This is a genomic window from Rhodococcus sp. BE178, from assembly GCF_050433545.1.
GTDB lineage: Bacteria > Actinomycetota > Actinomycetes > Mycobacteriales > Mycobacteriaceae > Prescottella.
In genome coordinates this window covers 107,117-125,331 of sequence record NZ_JBNPXA010000011.1, presented here as the reverse complement: position 1 = coordinate 125,331, position 18,215 = coordinate 107,117, and the positions used below count along the sequence as shown (strand labels likewise).

At 70.4% G+C, this 18,215-nt stretch carries 12 protein-coding genes and 1 riboswitch; of the genes, 7 read left to right on the top strand and 5 right to left on the bottom strand.

Annotated features, from left to right (window positions below; all coding sequences use genetic code 11):
• Positions 1-108: 108 nt before the first annotated feature.
• The 5 genes from J2X34_RS19230 to J2X34_RS19210 form a co-directional block, all read right to left on the bottom strand.
• Positions 109-3,534, bottom strand: coding sequence for a BTAD domain-containing putative transcriptional regulator (locus J2X34_RS19230; protein ID WP_114719645.1), 3,426 nt, complete (start codon positions 3,532-3,534; stop codon positions 109-111).
• 73 nt (positions 3,535-3,607) lie between these two features.
• Positions 3,608-5,053 (bottom strand): MFS transporter, encoded by a 1,446-nt coding sequence (locus tag J2X34_RS19225; protein ID WP_429519179.1) that lies wholly within the window; start codon positions 5,051-5,053, stop codon positions 3,608-3,610.
• Between the two features lie 215 nt (positions 5,054-5,268).
• The gene (locus J2X34_RS19220; protein ID WP_114719649.1) at positions 5,269-6,483 is read right to left on the bottom strand and encodes a lipase family protein; all 1,215 of its coding nucleotides are present in this window, start codon (positions 6,481-6,483) and stop codon (positions 5,269-5,271) included.
• An 83-nt stretch (positions 6,484-6,566) separates the two neighbouring features.
• Complete coding sequence (gene mtr / locus J2X34_RS19215; protein WP_114719651.1) at positions 6,567-7,961, bottom strand: mycothione reductase; 1,395 nt, start codon at positions 7,959-7,961, stop codon at positions 6,567-6,569.
• On the bottom strand, positions 7,958-8,977 hold the full coding sequence (locus J2X34_RS19210; RefSeq protein WP_181818697.1) for an alpha/beta hydrolase: 1,020 nt from the start codon (positions 8,975-8,977) through the stop codon (positions 7,958-7,960). Before J2X34_RS19210 ends, mtr begins: the two co-directional genes overlap by 4 nt.
• Before the next feature lie 224 nt (positions 8,978-9,201).
• Between J2X34_RS19210 and mqo the strand changes: the two genes are divergently transcribed.
• From mqo to J2X34_RS19175, 7 genes are all read left to right on the top strand, one after another.
• Positions 9,202-10,740, top strand: a complete 1,539-nt coding sequence (mqo, locus tag J2X34_RS19205) for a malate dehydrogenase (quinone) (RefSeq protein ID WP_429519176.1) — start codon at positions 9,202-9,204, stop codon at positions 10,738-10,740.
• 134 nt (positions 10,741-10,874) lie between these two features.
• A riboswitch (adenosylcobalamin-variant (AdoCbl-variant) riboswitch) is annotated at positions 10,875-10,971 on the top strand.
• Positions 10,972-11,022: 51 nt separating this feature from the next.
• Positions 11,023-12,966 (top strand): magnesium chelatase subunit D family protein, encoded by a 1,944-nt coding sequence (locus tag J2X34_RS19200; RefSeq protein ID WP_258557698.1) that lies wholly within the window; start codon positions 11,023-11,025, stop codon positions 12,964-12,966.
• A gap of 37 nt (positions 12,967-13,003) precedes the next feature.
• Positions 13,004-13,618: a cob(I)yrinic acid a,c-diamide adenosyltransferase gene (gene cobO / locus J2X34_RS19195; RefSeq protein ID WP_114719657.1), complete on the top strand. Its 615-nt coding sequence runs from the start codon at positions 13,004-13,006 to the stop codon at positions 13,616-13,618.
• Positions 13,615-15,021, top strand: a complete 1,407-nt coding sequence (locus J2X34_RS19190) for a cobyrinate a,c-diamide synthase (protein ID WP_429519173.1) — start codon at positions 13,615-13,617, stop codon at positions 15,019-15,021. Before cobO ends, J2X34_RS19190 begins: the two co-directional genes overlap by 4 nt.
• Positions 15,014-15,385, top strand: a complete 372-nt coding sequence (locus tag J2X34_RS19185) for a cobalamin biosynthesis protein (protein WP_114719661.1) — start codon at positions 15,014-15,016, stop codon at positions 15,383-15,385. The genes J2X34_RS19190 and J2X34_RS19185 overlap by 8 nt, the downstream gene beginning before the upstream one ends.
• 47 nt (positions 15,386-15,432) lie before the next feature.
• Positions 15,433-16,659: a uroporphyrinogen-III C-methyltransferase gene (cobA, locus tag J2X34_RS19180; protein ID WP_429519171.1), complete on the top strand. Its 1,227-nt coding sequence runs from the start codon at positions 15,433-15,435 to the stop codon at positions 16,657-16,659.
• An 11-nt stretch (positions 16,660-16,670) separates the two neighbouring features.
• Positions 16,671-18,149 carry a DHA2 family efflux MFS transporter permease subunit gene (locus J2X34_RS19175; RefSeq protein WP_429519169.1) on the top strand — a complete coding sequence of 493 codons (1,479 nt, stop codon included), beginning with the start codon at positions 16,671-16,673 and terminating at the stop codon, positions 18,147-18,149.
• The last annotated feature ends 66 nt before the right edge of the window (positions 18,150-18,215 follow it).

Sequence of the window (18,215 nt, the reverse complement as noted above, 5' to 3'; positions counted from 1 at the left end):
TTCCATCCGCGTTTCGGGTGTGAAGAAAGAATGTCCGAGCTCGCTTGGGTGGTTCTTGCCCCGAGTTTCGGAAACCATCCAAGGTTTCGCCAAGACCGTTACGCCAGGTCAGGCCGCTATCGAGCGCGCATAGGCGGCGAGCGCGAGCATCCCGACACGCTGGGCCTCATCCGCGATCTCGGCGATGGCCCGATCCCGCTCGGGCGACGCCGCGCAGAGTTGAGCCCGCAGCAGGCGGCACCGCAGCAGGGTCGGCGGGCTCGACGTCCGGGTCGCGATGTCCTCGGCCTGCGCGAGCAACGCCACCGCGGCCTCGGTGCGGCCGAGCATCGCATGCAGGCGGGCAGCGACCTCCGCCACCGATCCGATCACCCCAACCTGGCCCACCGTGGCGATGCGGTCGTGGAACGGTGCGAGCAGGTCGATGAACATCTCGGCGTACTCGACGAGCCCCAGATCGGCCACCACTCGGGCGATCAACGTCTGGTGCCCCAACGTCGTCCAGGTGAACGGACCGCCCTTGGCTGACCACCGGGCGATCTCGTCGACCGCCACCGCCCGGTCGCCCCGCGCCCCGGCGATCGCGATGCTCCACGAATCCGGCTCCACGATGCCGGGATCTGCGTCGCCGAGGCTGCCGTGTTCCCATTCCAGGGTGTGCGCGGCGAGGTCGGCGCTGCCCGCGGTGTACAACTCGGTCTGCAGGTGGATCTGGCGGGCCGTGTCGTACTGCCGCCGCGTCTCCTCGAAGTCGCCGCGCCAGGCGGCCAGAGTTGCCTCCATCCACCGCAATTGGACCCGCAACACCGGCAGCCGCAGCAGGTCGCAGCCGGTGATCCCGTGCCGCACGTGCACGACGGCGGCATCGACGTCCGCCAGATTCATCTGCGTCATGCTGGCCGCGGCGTGCGCGATCACATCGTCGAACCGGGACTGCCGGTGCGGCAGCGCGAAAAGCTCGTCGATCAACCGCACCGATTCGTGGCTGTGGGTCGCCACGCCGGAGTAGAGGAGGATGCGGCCCAGCAGAGCGTCGGCGATCACGTCCGGATCGTCCAACTCGCGGGCGATCGTGAGCGCCGTGCTGCTCATCGCGTCGGGGACGGACGAGTCGGGGTGGTAGCAACTGCCCACCGCCAGCGCCGCGAGCACCCGCGCATGCGCGGTCCGATCGGACGCGACGAACGGCTCCAGGCCCGCGAGCCGCTCGAGCAGCGGGCCCGGGTCCTCCCCGTAGGACACCCACGGCCACGCACCGGCGGCCCGTAGCAGCGCCGCGGCCAACCGTCCGGCCGCCGACATCCGCCCCTCGCGGACCGCGTCGAGGAGGCCGGCGTCCACCACGTCGAGCACCGTCTGGCCCCGTCCGGCCCGCGCGAGCGCCTCCACCCGGGCCACCAGCAGGTCGTCGCGGTCGTCGGCGGACTGCTCCGACCCCGGCAGCAGATCGAACGCCTGCACGGCGGCCTGCCACCACTGGGCCGCGGTCTCCGAACTCCACCGCTCGGTCGCCACCCGGGCCGCGTCGGTGCACGCGTCGAGGACGGTGCGCGGATCGACCAGCGGCAGGGCCGCCATCAAATGTTGTGCGCGTCGGCTCGAGCGGTCCGGGTCGGAGGAGTCCGCCAGCACCTCGGCGATGCGGGCGTGGATGCGTTGGCGGCGCAGTTCCGGGATCGCGGCGAGCACCTCGTCCCGCAGCAGGCCGTGCGCAAAGGCGTATCCCCCGATCCCCGGATCGGCGACGAGGATCCGTTCGTCTGCCGCGTCGTCGATGTAGTCGGCCAGGGTGTCCAGGTCGAGGCGAGTCGCGGCGGCGAGGATGTCCATCTCGACGGTGTCGCCGATGACCGCGGCCACCCGAAGCACCTGCAGCACCGCCGGTTCCACGGCCGTCAGCCGTCGGCCCAGGACCGATCGAACGGCCATCGGGATCCCGCCGCCGAGGCGTTCGTCCCGCGGCAGTCTGGCGTACTCGGACACGAACAGCGGATTGCCGCCCGTGCGTTCGGCCAGCACCCGCGCCTCGGTCGCGCTGAGCCGCTCCCCGCAGACGTGACTGGCCAGCGCCGCCACCTCCGTCTCCGCCAGCGCGGGCACCACGATGTGCCGGTTCCCCTCGCGGTGCAGGACCGCGTCGACGAAGGCTCGGACGGTGGGCGTCAGTTCCGAGTCCCGCAGCGTGAGCACGAACCAGACGCGTTCCCGGTGCAGCGCGCCCACCAGGTACATCAGGCACCGCAGCGAGGTCGGGTCGGCCCACTGGATGTCGTCGACGACCACGGTGAGCGCGGGCACACCGGACGCGGCCGACTCGATCACGCCCGCCACCCGTTCGTACACAGCGAAGCGCGCCTCGTCCGGTTCCACGTCGGTCGGGGGAATCAGCACGGCGTCGGCGTCGGCGCCCAACTCCCGCAGCAGGCGCCGGATCGGCCACCACGCGGGCGCACCGTCGTCCTCGAGGCAGCGCGCCCACACCGCCGTACCGTCGATCGACGTCGTCCGGGCGTCGCATTCTTCCGCCAGTCGGGTCTTACCTATCCCGGCCGGACCGGTCAGCACCAGCCAGCGGGGTGCACCGCCGCGGACGTCGTCGAGCATCTGGTCGATCGTCCCGGCTTCCGGCATGCTCCCTACGAACACGCGCCCGGACTCGGCGTCGGGAGCCTCGGGCGCGGTCACCACCGACGCCGGTGCTGGAACCTGCTCCGCCCCAGTCCATCCCGGGGTGCGCGGCCAGGCCGCGAGGCCCGGCTCGTGGCGCAGGATCGCACCCTGCAGGGCGACCAGTTCGGTCCCGGGCCGCAGCCCCAACTCGGTGTCCAACCTCGCCGCATGGATGCCGAACTGTTCCAACGCCTCCGAGGACCGACCGGCCCGGTGCAGGGCCAGCATGCGTAGCCAGCAGGTGCGGTCCCGGAACGGAAACTCGCTGCACAGTTGGGCCGCCTCGATGAGGGCCGGGGCCAGGCGCCCCAACGCGAGGAGCGCCGTGATCCGGGTCTCGCGGCACTCGGTGCGGACCTCCTCGAAACCGGCGGCCTCCATCACCACCCACGGTTCGTCGCTGAGGTCCTCGAGCAGGTGCCCCCGGACCGAGGCCAGGCCCCGATCCGCCATCGTCAGTGCGAGTTCCCACTCCGCGGCGTCCGCATGCCGGCGCGCGGACTCGGCGTCGTCGAGGAACGCGGACAGGTCCACGTCCTCAGCTGCGATGTCGAGCACGTACCCGGGTGGCTGGCGCACGATCGGGGACGTCCCCCCGGACTCGCCGCGCAGCGCCCTGCGCAGGTTGGAGATGTAGGCCTGGATGCTCGCCATGGCACTCGCCGGAGCATCGCCCTGCCACAGCGCGTCGATCAACCGATCCGTGGAGACCACGCGGCCCCGGTGCAACAGCAGGACCGCCAGAACCGCGCGTTGCTTCCGCGGACCCAGATCGACCACCCGCTCGGCGCCACCCGGATCGACCGCACCGCCCGACTCCGGGCGTCGAACCACCTCGAGCGGTCCCAGCAGTCGAAAGATCATGCGTGGCTCCTTTTACAAGGACAGCAACCGTTGAAGTGTAGGGACCGGATTCGGCAGCTGTCCGGCAAAATCGTCAGACGGTCATGGGTGCGGACCCGCCCGTTTCCTCAGCAGGTTCGTCAACCGATCGGGTCGTGCGCAGCGTGGCGGCGCACACCAGCGCCCCGAGCGCCGCGATGAACGCGGCCACCAGCAGGGCCTGCTGCAGGCCGTCGACGAACTCATGCGGCGATCCACCCGGCAGCATCGACTGTGCGGGCAGGAACGCGCCGAGCCCGGCGACGCCGACCGCGATTCCGGTCTGACGGAACGCATCGTTGATGCCCGCAGCCAGTCCGGAGTGGTCCGACGTACTTTCGCCGAGCACCAATCCGCTCATCACCGGGTTGAACACACCGGCCCCGACACAGGCCACGACGAACCCGGGGAGCAGCACGTACTTGGACCCGGTGACGTCGACGGCGGTCATCATCACCAGACCGACCGCCACCAGCAGCAGTGAGCAGGTCAGGGAGACGGACACCGGGACACGCCCGTCGAACTTCGCAGTGGCGCCCGCGACCACGAACATCGCGACGGTCGCCGGCAGGTACACCAGTCCGGCCTCGACCGGCGACAGGTGCAGCACATTCTGCAGGTAGATCGTGGTGTAGACGAACACCGCGAACAACGACGCGGAGATCGCGAAGGCCGCGATCTGCGCCCCGGCGAAGGCCCGGTTGGCCAGCAGGTGCGGGGGCAACATGGGCTCGCTCGTGCGGAGTTCGTGCTGGACGAACCCGACCAGCGCGGCGGCCGCGACGACGAGGGCGACGACCGGTTGCGGCTCCAACCAGCCGGCCTCGTTTCCGCGCAACAACCCGAACACCAGCGCCGCCAGGCCCGTGGACACCAGGATCTGTCCCGGCACATCCGCCCCACGCGGGTGTGGATCGCGCGACTCCGGAACCCAGCGCACGGTGACGGCGAGCGTGATCAGGCCGATCGGCACATTGACCAGAAAGATTGCGCGCCAATCCAGCATCTCGGTCAGCAGCCCGCCGACGAGGGGGCCGATGGCGAACGCGCCGCCGATGGTGGCGCCGTAGGCGGCCAGGGCAGACGCGCGCGCCGGCCCCTTCTCGAAGACATCCGCCAACAGGGCCAGCGAGCACGCGAAGAGTACGGCTCCGCCGACGCCCTGTGCGGCGCGGGCGAGATCGAGAACCCAGATGGTCGGTGCCAGCGCGCACAGCAGCGACGCCGCGGTGAACCACAGGATGCCGATCAGGAACACGTGCCGTCGGCCGCGGCGGTCCGCCCAGGATCCGGCGCTGAGGACCACCGTGGCCAGCGCCAGGGTGTAGGCGTCGACTACCCACTGCAGGCCACTGACGCCCGGCTCCAGATCGGATGCGATAGATGGCAGGGCGGTGTTGACGACCGCGATGTCGAGCATCAACATCGCCGTCGTCACGCACACCGCGACCAGGGTGGCTCGTCGCGTCGCGACATTTCTCGGAACGATCGGTGTGGTCATGGTCTGTCCTGACTCTCCGAAGGGAAGGTGTACCTCGGACACCCTCCGCCTCCCCGCTTGGGACAGGTCAGGAGAAACTCTTGGAACAGTCGCTCGCCCCGCGAGAACCGTGATGCGGATCCAAGGGATCGCCAACGCGGTTGGGCCCCACCCGAGAACACCCCACCCGAGTCCGACGGCCACCACCGTGCGCTGACGCGCTGGTGGCGCCGCGGTCAGCTCGACCCGATGGAACCCGCGGAGGCCGGCTCGCACCCGGGGTCGTCCGATCCGCGGTCGCATTCGAACACCTTCGTGACGAATGTGACCGCGTCTGCCTCGTTGGCGAACAGGCTGCCGATGTGGTCGGCCGGATAGATCCTGAAGTCCGGTCGGGTGCCGGCCAGGTTCATGTCCGCGACCAGCTTGACCGTCAACGGCAGCGGCACGGTCAGGTCCGTGGCGCCCTGTGCGATCATCAGCGGCCGGTCGAATCCGGAGGTCGGCACCTGCAGGTAGTCGCGTAACGCGGCCAGCAGTGCCGGATCGTTGAGTGACCGCGATAGCATCTGGGCCACAGAGACATTCGCGGCAAGTCGGGCGAACTGCGGGTATGGCAGCTCCGGCGCCGCGTCGACCAGCGTGCGCCCGATCGGCGTCAGGAAGCTGTTCACGTCGAGTTCGGGGTGGGTATCGCGGAATCCGGCGATCACGAACGTCATGAAGTTGGTCAGCCCGGCGAGGCCCTGCGGCGGGAAGTTCGGTCCGGCCAGAGGGGCGATCGTCTCGATGTTCGACGGCACGCCGGCGGCGACCGCGCCGCGGTAATCCAGTTCGGGCGCATACTCGGTGGCGGCGTGCGCGGTGAACACCGCCGCCTGCCCGCCCTCGGACAGGCCGACGACCGCCCACCGCGACGAGAGTCGGTCGTCGACGGCGCGGGCCGCGCGCACCGAATCGATGACACTGTGCGCCGCGGACTTCCCGTCCAGATAGGGCGGGACACCGGGAGTGCCCAGGCCGATGTAATCGGTGGCCGCGACGGCGTACCCCCGGGCCAGCCAGTTCGCCACGTAGCGACTGCTGGCCGCGTCGACGCCGTTGACCGACGGGGCATCGGTGTCGGAGTCGCCGATGGTTCCGTGCGCCCAGGCGATGACCGGCCAGCCGCCCGGCGGCGGCGGGCCGGCCGGGACGAACACCATGCCGGTGCAGGGCGTGTCGCCGCGGGGGCCCGTGGTCAGGTAGGTGATCCGGTAGGCGGCGCCGGTGCCCGGCAGCCAGAACGACTGGGGCAGTGGGGCGGACTCGAGGACTGACCCGGGATCGTCGCGCGCCGGCGTGACGGCGGGGACGGCCTGGGCGGCCGGAGCGAGGATTTGAGGTGCGCCCGCGATCAGTGCGACAGCGATCGCGGTGACGATACGGCGGCCGATCCCGGAACCCGTCATGCGCCGAATCTAGCTGAGCGCCATCACTCGTCGAGGTGGTTCGCCGGAACCGACCCCAACGGAAGGCGTGCGGGCGACCTTCCTCAGATCTCCAGGCCGAGTAGCGCGTTCTCGACCACCTCCGGCATCGCCGGGTGGATCCAGTACTGCCCGGTGGCCATGTCCTGTGCCGACAGGCCGAAGGTCATGGCCTGGATCAGCGGCTGGATCACGGTCGGGGCCTGCGCGCCGATCACGTGGGCACCGAGCAGCCGTCCGGTGCCGCGCTCGGCGATGACCTTGCAGAATCCCTCGTCGTCCTCCATCGCCCAGCCGTATGCGACATCGCCGTAGTTCTGCACCTTGACGGTGATGTCGAGGCCGGCCTCGCGGGCCTGCTCCTCGGTCATGCCGACGTCCGCGATCTGCGGATCGGTGAACACCGCCGCCGGGACGAACCGGTGGTCGGTGCGCCGCAGCCCGGCGGTGGAGCTGTTCCAGGCATCGTGGAGCAGGTTGTGCTGGACGACGCGCATCTCGTGGTTCGCGACGTGCTTGAGCTGGTACGGCGACGACACGTCGCCGAGCGCGAACACGCCCTCCGCGGTGGTGCGCTGGAACTCGTCGACGATGACCCGCCCGGTCTCTTCGACGGCAACTCCGCCGTGCGACGCGTCGAGCCGGTCCCCGTTGGGGGTGCGGCCGACCGCGACCAGCAACTCGTCGCCGGCGACGACGGTGCCGTCGGACAGTTCGATCTCGATGCCGTTGCCGGCAGGGCGCGCGGCGACCATCGGGTTGCTCAGGTGGACGTCCCACTTGCGGTGCGCCAGTTCGGTGAACCACTCGGAGACGTCCCGGTCCAGGTGACGCAGCAGTCGCTCGCTGCGGCCGATGATCGACACCTGGACGCCGAGCGCCGAGAACACGTGCGCGAACTCCGCAGCGATGAAGCCGGATCCGAGGATCACCAGGCGCTCCGGCAGTTCGGGTAGCCGCATGATGTCGTCGTTGGTGTGGAAGCGGACGCCGCCTTCGAGGATCTCCTGCGGGATCATCGGCCGCGAACCGGCCGCGATCACCACCTGGTCGGCGGTGATGACCTCGCCCGTGCCGGTGTCGATGGTGCGGGGGCCGACAAACCTGGCGTGCCCGCGGAAGACCGTCACGTTCGCGCAGTCCTCGGTGCGGTACCGCTCGCCGCCGGCCGCGATCGGATCGATCCGGCCGAACACGCGCTTGACGATGTCGTGCCAGCGCACGTCATCGAGGGTGGCGTCGATCCCCAGCTTGGACGACTCGGTGATCGTGCGGGCCACCTCGGCCGCGTAGACGTACATCTTGGTGGGGATGCAGCCCACGTTGAGGCACGTGCCGCCGAACGTACCTTCCTCGAGGATCGCGACCTTCATCCCGTCGTAGCGCTGGTCGAGGATCGAGTTGCCCGATCCGGTCCCGATGATCGCGAGGTCGAAGTGGGTCGTATCGGGGTGATTCACGCGGGGGCTCCGGACTCTCGATCGGACAGGTGATGGGCGTCGAGCCAGTCCAGCCACAGATCCACCTCGGTGAACGCGGCCGCGAGCGGCTTCTCGGTGGACAGGAACACGTCGTGGCGGGCGCCGTCGATCGGCACGATCGTGGTGCGGTTGCCGAGGCAGCCCGCCCACTTGGCGATCTGGTCGACGTCGAGCACGGCGTCGGCGGCGTCGACGGTGGGGTTGTAGCGGGACGCGAAGACGGTGTTCTTCGAGCGCAGGATCAGCGACGGCACCCCGATGTCGAGGCCGCGGTGCAGGTGGGCGTGTCCGCGCCGGATCGCGCGCAGCCAGCCGAACCTCACCGGGAACCCGGTCAGCGGCTTCCAGTCGAGGTTGTACTCCCACGGCCCGTTGGAGCTGACGTGCAGGCTCGAGCCGTACGTGTCGAGCTTCTGCCCGGGGATCGGGGTCTTGCTCGACACCCGGCCGAGTGCGTCGATGGCCGCGGTCGTGCCTGCGGCGCGCAGCAGGGCCGGGCCCTGCAGGTCGAACCACGGGCTGTTGAGGATGAGACCCGCCACACCGGCGCCGGCGGAACCGCCCGGCTTGCGCTCGAGCCGATCGAGCCACAGCGGCAGGATCAGCCCGCCCGTCGAGTGCGCGACGAGCAGGACCTGGCCGCCGCCGATCTGCTCGCGCACCAGGCGGAGGGCCTGGTTCAGCTCGTCGTCGTACATCCGCAGATCGGTCACGAAGTGCGGCGTCTGTCCCGGCCGCCGTGACCGTCCGCATTTACGCAGGTCGAGCGCGAAAAACGAGAATCCCTGCTCGGCGAAATGTTCGGCGAGATGCTGCTGGAAGAAGTAGTCGGTGAACCCGTGGACGTACAGCACGGCCCGGTTCGCGGGTGTGGACGAGGGCTGGTAGCGGACCAGGGTGGCCTCGACGTCTCCCTCTCCGTCGGGATCGGTCCCCAAAGGGATTGTCAGCTGCTGGTATCCGTCGCCGAGGACGTCGGGAGCCCAAGTAGTCACGATCACACTCTATTGGGCGAACAGAGTCGTTTGCGAGGGGCACAATTGGGGGAGGTGACGCACAGGTAACCTAAGCGCCACAGGCGCGCGAATTGCGGTCTGTGCACGCGATGCCTTCAGTGGATTCGGTCGTCGGTTTCGGAACTCCGGTGACAACGAGGATTCTGCGCCGGCGATGCGTGCGAACAGGTCGCGTGTGAACAGACAAGGAAGTCGATTCTCCAGTGTCAGAGCAGAACGTAGTGGTGAAGACCGATGTAGTGCTCGTGGGTGCGGGCATCATGAGCGCGACGCTCGGCGCGATCCTGCGTCAGGTGCAGCCGGACTGGTCGATCACCACCTTCGAACGACTCGACGCCGCTGCCGCCGAGAGCAGCGACCCGTGGAACAACGCGGGTACCGGCCACTCCGCACTGTGTGAGCTCAACTACACGCCTGCGAAGTCCGACGGCACCGTCGACATCACCAAGGCGATCAACGTCAACGAGCAGTTCCAGGTCTCCCGCCAGTTCTGGTCGTACGCCGTGGACAACGGGATCCTCACCGATCCCAAGGAGTTCATCAACCCGATCCCGCACGTGAGCTTCGTGCACGGCGCGGACAACGTGAAGTACCTGCGTGCGCGCTATGAGGCACTGGCGAGCCATCCCTTGTTCGCCGGTATGGAGTACTCCGAGTCCGAGGACTTCTTCACCGAGCGCCTGCCGCTGATGGCCAAGGGCCGCGACTTCTCCGATCCGGTCGCACTGAACTGGGCCGAGTCCGGTACCGACGTCGACTTCGGCGCGCTCACCAAGCAGCTGCTCAACCACGTCGCGTCCTCGGGTGGCACCGTCCACTTCGGTCACGAGGTCCGCAACCTCACCAAGCAGTCCGACGGCAGCTGGATCGTCAAGGTCGAGAACCTGCGCACCCGCGCCAAGAAGACCGTCAACGCCAAGTTCGTGTTCGTCGGCGCCGGCGGCGGCGCTCTGCACCTGCTGCAGAAGTCGGGCATCAAGGAGGCCAAGGGCTTCGGTGGCTTCCCGGTCAGCGGCCAGTTCCTGCGCTGCACCAACCCCGAGCTGATCGACCAGCACCGGGCCAAGGTGTACGGCAAGGCGGCTGTCGGTGCCCCTCCGATGTCGGTGCCGCACCTCGACACCCGCGTCATCAACGGCAAGCCGGGTCTGCTGTTCGGCCCCTACGCCGGCTGGTCGCCCAAGTTCCTCAAGCAGGGCAAGATCACCGACCTGCCCGGCTCGGTCAAGCCCAACAACCTGATGTCGATGCTCGGTGTCGGTCTCACCGAGATGAGCCTCACCAAGTACCTCATCGGTGAGCTCATGCAGTCGCCCGCCGACCGGATCGGCACCCTCGGCGAGTTCGTGCCGAAGGCCATCGGCAAGGACTGGGAGCTCATCACCGCCGGCCAGCGCGTCCAGGTGATCCGCAAGAAGGGCAAGGGCGGCGTCCTCGAGTTCGGCACCGCCGTCGTCAACGCCGAGGACGGCACCATCGCCGGCCTGCTCGGTGCCTCGCCCGGCGCGTCCACCGCCGTTCCGGCCATGCTCGACGTCCTGCAGCGCTGCTTCCCGCGCGAGTTCGAGGCGTGGAAGCCGACGCTGCAGCAGATGGTCCCGTCGCTGGGCCAGAAGCTGTCCGACAACGTGGACCTGTTCCAGCAGGTCTGGGACTGGAGCACCCGCTCGCTGCAGCTCGGCGGCGCGTCCGACTCCGTCCCGGCTCAGGCGGCTCCGGTCGTCGAATCCGCGTCCGTCTGACGATCGCTCACCCACCGCGGCCCGGAGGCAACTCCGGGCCGCGGCTGTGTGTCGACCTCAGGTGTGCGGCTGTGTGTCGCCCGCAGGTGTGCGGCGACGTGCCACCGGGGTCCGCACGGTAGTGTGCTGCTGAGAAACGTCTGCGGGGAAGTCCTGTGAGAATCAGGCGCGGTCCCGCCACTGTGACGGTGTTCGATCCGAACCACCCGAAGCCAGAATGCCGCAACGTTTCGCACCGCCAAGCTCTCGGCGAGGAAACCGAGACGTGAAGGGATTCGATCGTTGCGTCACAGTCATGACCTGGCCGCTCACGAGCCTGCCGGCTTCCCGTTCAGTGCCGTCGTCGGACAGGACCGGCTGCGCCTGGCGCTGATCCTGTGCGCCGTCCACCCCGGCGTCGGCGGGGTGCTGGTCCGCGGGGAGAAGGGCACCGCGAAGTCGACCGTTGTGCGCGCGCTCACGGCGCTGCTGCCCGAGATCGAGCAGGTGGGGGAGCGCCGCCGGGCACGCCTCGTCGAGCTCCCGGTCGGTGCCACCGAGGACCGCGTCGTCGGATCGCTCGATCTCGAGAAGGTGCTCCGCGACGGCGAGCGCGCCTTCCAGCCAGGACTGCTGGCCGACGCGCACCAGGGCGTGCTGTACGTCGACGAGGTCAACCTCCTGCACGACCACCTGGTGGACGTGCTGCTCGACGCCGCTGCGATGGGCCGTGTCCACATCGAACGCGACGGCGTCTCGCACTCGCACCCGGCCAAGTTCGTGCTCGTCGGCACCATGAACCCCGAGGAGGGGGAGCTGCGCCCGCAGCTGCTGGACCGGTTCGGCCTCGCAGTGGACGTGGCCGCGTCCCGGGACGTCGACGTGCGCATGGACGTGGTGCGCCGCCGCCTCGACTACGAGCGCGACCCCGACGCCTTCGCCGCCCGCTACGCCGAGCAGGACGCGGAGCTGGCCCGGCAGATCGCCGCGGCCCGCGCTCGCATCGACGACATCGAGCTGTCCGACGGAGAACTGCGTCGGATCGCGTCGCTGTGCGCGTCGTTCGACGTCGACGGAATGCGAGCCGATCTGGTCCTCGCACGCACCGCCACCGCTCATGCCGCCTGGCGGGGCGCGGACGCTGTCGCCGAGGAGGACGTGCGCGTGGCCGCGGAACTCGTTCTGCCGCACCGTCGTCGGCGCGACCCCTTCGACGAGCCGGGCCTCGACCAACAGCAGCTCGACGACGCGATGACGCAGGCCGACGCCGACGTCAAGGCGCACGACGAGCCCGACCCCGACCCCGATCCCGATCCGGACGGGCCCGGCGGCGGCGAGTCCCCGTCGGATCCGGCGCCGCAGTCGCCGTCCGGCGAATCCGAAGGGGAATCACGCGAACAGGATTCGCCCGCTCCGGGATCCGGACCGGGGACCGGTCGCAACGCCGGCACCCCCGGCCCGCAGTTCCGGACCCGCATGCTCGAGATTCCCGGCGTCGGCGACGGCGCCCCCGGCCGGCGGTCCCGTTCCCGCTCGACCCGGGGCCGCACCGTCCGGACGACGACCGAGTCCGGTCACGGCCTGCACCTGGTGGGGACGCTGTTCGCCGCCGCCGAACACCAGGCGGACCGCGGGCGGTGCGACGGTCCGATGCGGCTGGCGCCCAGTGACATTCGGGGAGCGATCCGGGAAGGTCGCGAGGGCAACCTGGTGCTGTTCGTCGTCGACGCGTCCGGCTCGATGGCCGCCCGGGACCGCCTGTCCGCGGTCACCGGTGCGGTGGTGTCGTTGCTGCGCGACGCCTACCAGCGGCGCGACAAGGTCTCAGTGATCACCGTCCGCGGCCGCGACGCGGAGCTGGTCTTGCCGCCCACGTCGTCGGTGGACGTCGCGGTGCGGCGTCTGCGGTCGATGAAGACCGGCGGCAGAACCCCACTGGCGGAAGGCTTCCTGAGTGCCCGCGACGTCGTGTTGCGGGAACGGGTCCGCGATCCGCGCCGCCGCGCGCTGGTGGTGTCCCTGACCGACGGCCGCGCCACCGGCGGGCCGGACGCCGTGTCGCGGGCCAAGCGCGCCGCCGCGATGCTTGCGGACACCGGCGCCGCCTCGATCGTCGTGGACTGCGAGACAGGAATGGTCCGGCTCGGCCTGGCCGCCGAACTGGCCCGTGACCTGCGTGGCGGCTACGTGCGGCTCGCGGAGCTGTCGGCGCAGCAGGTCGCCGGTGTCGTCCGCGCCGCCGCCTGACCCGCCCGAACATCCGAGTCCGAGGAAGGGACTGCACATGCCCAAGGGCGTACCCGAGAACGTGCCCGTGGACGGGCTCACCACCCGTCAGCGCCGCAACCAGCCGGTGCTCGCCGTGCACACCGGACCCGGCAAGGGGAAATCCACCGCCGCCTTCGGCATGGCGCTGCGCGCCTGGAACCAGGGCTTCGACGTCGGTGTGTTCCAGTTCGTCAAGAGCGCGAAGTGGAAGGTGGGCGAGGAGGCTGCCTTCCGGGCGCTCGGCGAACTGCACGAGAGCAGCGGTGTCGGCGGCGCCGTGCAGTGGCACAAGATGGGCGAGGGCTGGTCGTGGACCCGCAAGCAGGGTTCCGAGGAGGACCACGCGGCCGCCGCGGCCGAGGGTTGGCAGGAGATCGCCCGTCGGCTCGCGGCCGAGACACACCGCTTCTACGTGCTCGACGAGTTCACCTACCCGCTCAAGTGGGGCTGGGTGGACGTCGACGAGGTGGTCGAGGTGTTGCGCAACCGGCCCGGCAACCAGCACGTCGTGATCACCGGCCGGGACGCCCCGCAGGCCCTGATCGACGCGGCCGACCTGGTCACCGAGATGACCAAGATCAAGCACCCCATGGACGCCGGCCGCAAGGGCCAGCGCGGCATCGAGTGGTGATCACCCCCAGCACCCCCGCCGTCGTCATCGCGGCACCGGCGTCCGGCAGCGGCAAGACGACCGTCGCGACCGGACTGGTCGGGGCGCTGCGGGCCGCCGTGGACCGGGTGGCTCCGTTCAAGGTGGGCCCCGACTACATCGATCCCGGCTACCACGCGCTCGCCGCGGGACGGCCCGGCCGCAACCTCGACCCGGTCCTGGTCGGCGCCGACCGGATCGGGCCGCTGTTCCGGCACGGCAGCGCCGACTGCGACATCGCCGTCGTCGAGGGCGTGATGGGCCTGTTCGACGGCAAGATCGACCCCGGATCGTCGGAACCGTCGGCGGAGGGGTCCACCGCGCAGGTGGCCGCCGCGCTGGGCGCGCCCGTCGTGCTGGTGATCGACGCCCGCGGACACAGCCAGAGCCTCGCCGCCGTCCTGCACGGCTTCTCGACGTACGACCCGGCGGTCCGGATCGGCGGGGTGATCCTCAACCGGGTCGGCAGCGCCCGGCACGAGCAGGTGCTGCGGCAGGCGAGCGAACGAGTGGGCCTGCCGGTCCTCGGGTCGGTGCCCCGGCTGGCGGAACTCGAGGTGCCGTCGCGCCATCTCGGGCTGGTCCCGGCCGTGGAACACGGCAGGGCGGCGCTGGACGCCGTCGCCGCGATGACGGAACTGGCGGCGGCGCACCTGGACCTGATCGCCATCCGATCGCTCGCGCGCTCGTCGGTCGACACGCCCACCTGGGACCCGGCGAGCGAGGTCGGTCCGGTGGCCCCCGGCACGCGGCCGGTGATCGCGCTGGCCGGCGGTGTCGCGTTCACCTTCGGCTACGCCGAGCACCGCGAACTGCTCACGGCGGCGGGCGCCGACGTCGTCACCTTCGATCCGCTGCTCGACGAACTGCCCTCCGGTGCAACCGGTCTGGTGCTGCCCGGCGGATTCCCCGAGGAACATGCCGTGGCGCTGTCGTCGAATGCTGCACTGCTGCAGCAGGTTCGGCAGCTGGCCGCGGACGGCGCACCGATCCACGCCGAGTGCGCGGGGCTGCTGTACCTGGCCCGTAGCCTCGACGGGCATCCGATGGCCGGAGTGGTCGACGTCGACGCGCGGTTCGGCTCCCGGCTCACCCTCGGATACCGCGATGCCGTCGCGCTCACCGAGTCGACACTGTTCGCCGCCGGCACGCGGGTGACGGGCCACGAGTTCCACCGCACGTCGCTCACGACCGACACCGCCGACGGAACGGGCCCGGCGTGGGGGTGGCGCGCGTGGGACGCCGGCGCCACCCGCGAAGGGTTCGTCGGCGGGCCCGCCGGACCCGGAGGCTCCGCCGGCACGGTGCACGCGTCGTACCTGCACACCCATCCCGCCGGGAACCCGGAGTCCGTGCGCCGATTCGTCGAGGCCGCCCGTGGCTGACCGGGCCGGGTGGTGCGTCGGGGTCGGCGCGGGCAGCCGGGTGGGGGCGGCGGACATCGTCGCCGCCGTCCTGGACGTGTGCGGTGACGAACCGGTGCGCAGGCTGGCCACGCTCGACCGGAAGGTGACAGCCGACCCTTTCGTGGACGCCGCAGAGGTCCTCGGCGCGACGCTCGTCGGGTACACCGCCGATCGGCTCGCCGCGGTTCCGGTGCCGAATCCGGCGGACGCTGTGGCCGGGGCGGTGGGGACGCCGAGCGTCGCCGAGGCTGCCGCCGTCCTCGCCGCGGACGGCGGTCGCCTGGTCGTGTCGAAGCGGGTCACGAATGGCGTCACTGTCGCAGCTGCCCGTAGTGTTTCGTGATCTGTCGTATGAACAACAATCCGCAATTCGAGAACAGGGAGTACGCAGTGTCTGCTGCCGCCGGTGACGAGACCAGCTACCTGGTCGGACTCAACCTGACGGACCGTCGTGTCGTGGTGGTCGGGGGCGGCACCGTCGCGCAGCGCCGCCTCGGTCTGCTGATCGCGTCCGGGGCCCGAGTGCACCTCATCAGCCGCGCGGTCACCCCCGCGGTGGAGGGCATGGCCACCGCTGGGCAGATCACGCTCGAACTGCGCGACTACGTCGACGGCGACCTCGACGGCGCCTGGTACGCCATCGCGTGCACCGACGAGCCCGAGACCAACGCCGCGATCGTCGCGGAGGCCGAGCGCCGCCGCGTGTTCTGCGTGCGCGCCGACAGTGCCCGCGAGGGCACGGCCGTGACCCCGGCGACGGGAATGTTCGACGGCCTGAGCATCGGCGTCCTCGCCGGCGGCGCGCACCGGCGTTCCGCGGCCGTGCGGACGGCGCTGCTCGAGGCACTGCAGTCCGGCGCCGTCTCCGACACCGACGAGGCGCCCGCACCCGGCGTCGCGCTGGTCGGTGGGGGACCGGGCGACCCGGACCTCATCACCGTGCGTGGCCGACGGCTGCTCGCCGGTGCCGACGTCGTCGTCGCCGACCGCCTCGCCCCGCCGGAGTTGCTGGCCGAACTCGGTCCGCACGTCGAGGTGATCGACGCCGCGAAGATCCCGTACGGCCGCGCCATGGCGCAGGAGGCGATCAACGCCGCCCTGATCGAGGGCGCGAAGGCCGGCAAGTTCGTGGTCCGGCTCAAGGGCGGCGACCCGTACGTGTTCGGCCGCGGCTACGAGGAACTCGAGGCGTGCGCGGCCGCGGGTGTCCCGGTAACCGTCGTCCCCGGCATCACGAGCGCCATCTCGGTGCCGTCGGCGGCCGGGATCCCCGTCACACACCGCGGCGTCACACACGAGTTCGTCGTCGTCAGTGGACACGTCGCGCCCGACCATCCGGATTCGCTCGTCGACTGGTCCGCGCTCGCGAAGCTGCGCGGCACGATCGTGCTGCTCATGGCGGTCGAGCGGATCGAACAGTTCGCGACCGTCCTGGTCGCCGGCGGCCGGCCCGCCGACACCCCGGTCACCGTCATCCAGGAGGGCACGCTGCGCACCCAGCGGGTGCTGCGCGCCGACCTCGCGACCGTCGCGGCGCGTGTCCGGGAGGAGAACATCCGCCCGCCTGCGATCGTGGTCATCGGCACTGTGGCCGGGTTTTCCGCCGACGCTCGGTAACGTGAACTCTCGTGTCTGACTCCATCGTCGTGAAGTACCCCGTGACCACGCGGGCGTTCGGCCTCGCGATCGTCGTCCTCAGCGGAATGCAGCTGATGATGGTGCTCGACGGCACGGTCGCCTCGCTCGCGCTCGCCAAGATCCAGGAAGACCTGGGACTCAGCGATTCCGGTCGCAACTGGGTCATCACGTCGTACGCGCTGACCTACGGCGGGCTGATGCTGCTGGGCGGCAGGCTCGGCGACTCGTTCGGCCGCAAACGGGTGTTCATCGGCGGCGTCGCATTGTTCACGGTCACGTCGCTGCTGTGCGGACTCGCCGTCAACGAGGCCACGCTGGTTGTGGCGCGCGCACTCCAGGGCGTCGGCGCGGCGATCGCGTCACCGACCGCGCTGGCGCTGGTGGCCACAACGTTTGCGCCCGGCCCGGTCCGGAATCAGGCGATCGCGATCTTCGCGGCGATGACCGGCATCGGCTCGGTGCTGGGGCTGATCATCGGCGGTGCGCTCACCGAAGTGTCGTGGCGGTGGATCTTCCTCATCAACGTGCCGATCGGCCTGGTGATCCTGGTGTTCGCGTTCCGCGCGCTGGAGGAGACCAACGCCGAGCGCCTGAAGCTCGACGTGCCGGGCGCGATCCTGGCAACCCTCGGCTGTGCCGCCGTCGTCTTCGGGTTCACCGAGGGCCCCGAGATGGGCTGGGGCAGCCCCCTCGTACTCACCGGGCTGATCGGCGGCGTGGTCCTGCTGGGCGCCTTCCTCGCGGTCGAGCGCCGTGCGGAGAACCCGCTGCTGCCGTTCTCGCTGTTCCGCAACCGCAGTCGGGTCGCGACCTTCGTCTCCATCGCCCTCGTCGGCATGGTGATGTTCTCGCTGGCGCCGTTCGTCGCGCTGTTCGTCCAGGATATCCTCGGCTACACGCCGCTGCGCGCGGGCCTCGCGTTCGTGCCGTTCGCGTTCGGCCTCGGTGCCGCCGCGTTCGTTGCGTCGAAGCTCGCGGTGAAGGTGCAGGCGCGCTGGCTGGTGGTGACCGGCACCCTCATCACGTTCGTCGGCCTGCTTTACGGATCGACGCTCGACGCGTCCGCGACCTATGTCGGCAACATGTTCTTGCTCGTCGTCGGAGTCGGCTTCGGCGTCGGTCTCGCGGTGGTGCCGCTGCCGCTGTGTGCGATCGCCGGCGTCGGCCCGCACGAGATCGGCCCGCTGGCCGCGATCGCGCAGGTCGCGCAGACGCTGTTCGGCCCGGTCGGTCTGGCGATCGTCGGCGCGATGGCCACGTCCAAGACCCTCTCGCTCGGCGGCACCTCGGGTGTGGCCGCGGACATGACGTCGGATCAGCTGTTCGCACTGAGCGAGGGCTACACGTTCGCACTGCTGGGCTGCGCCATCTTCGCGCTCCTGGCGGCGCTGACCGCGCTGTTCATCCGGTTCACCCCCAAGCAGGTGGCGCAGGCCCAGGCCGCGGAGAAGGCCGCGCAGGAGGCATAGAAGGCCGCGGGTCGGCCGTGCGCGGGCCGGCGGCGTCGGGATCCACCCGGGACACACGGGTGCGCT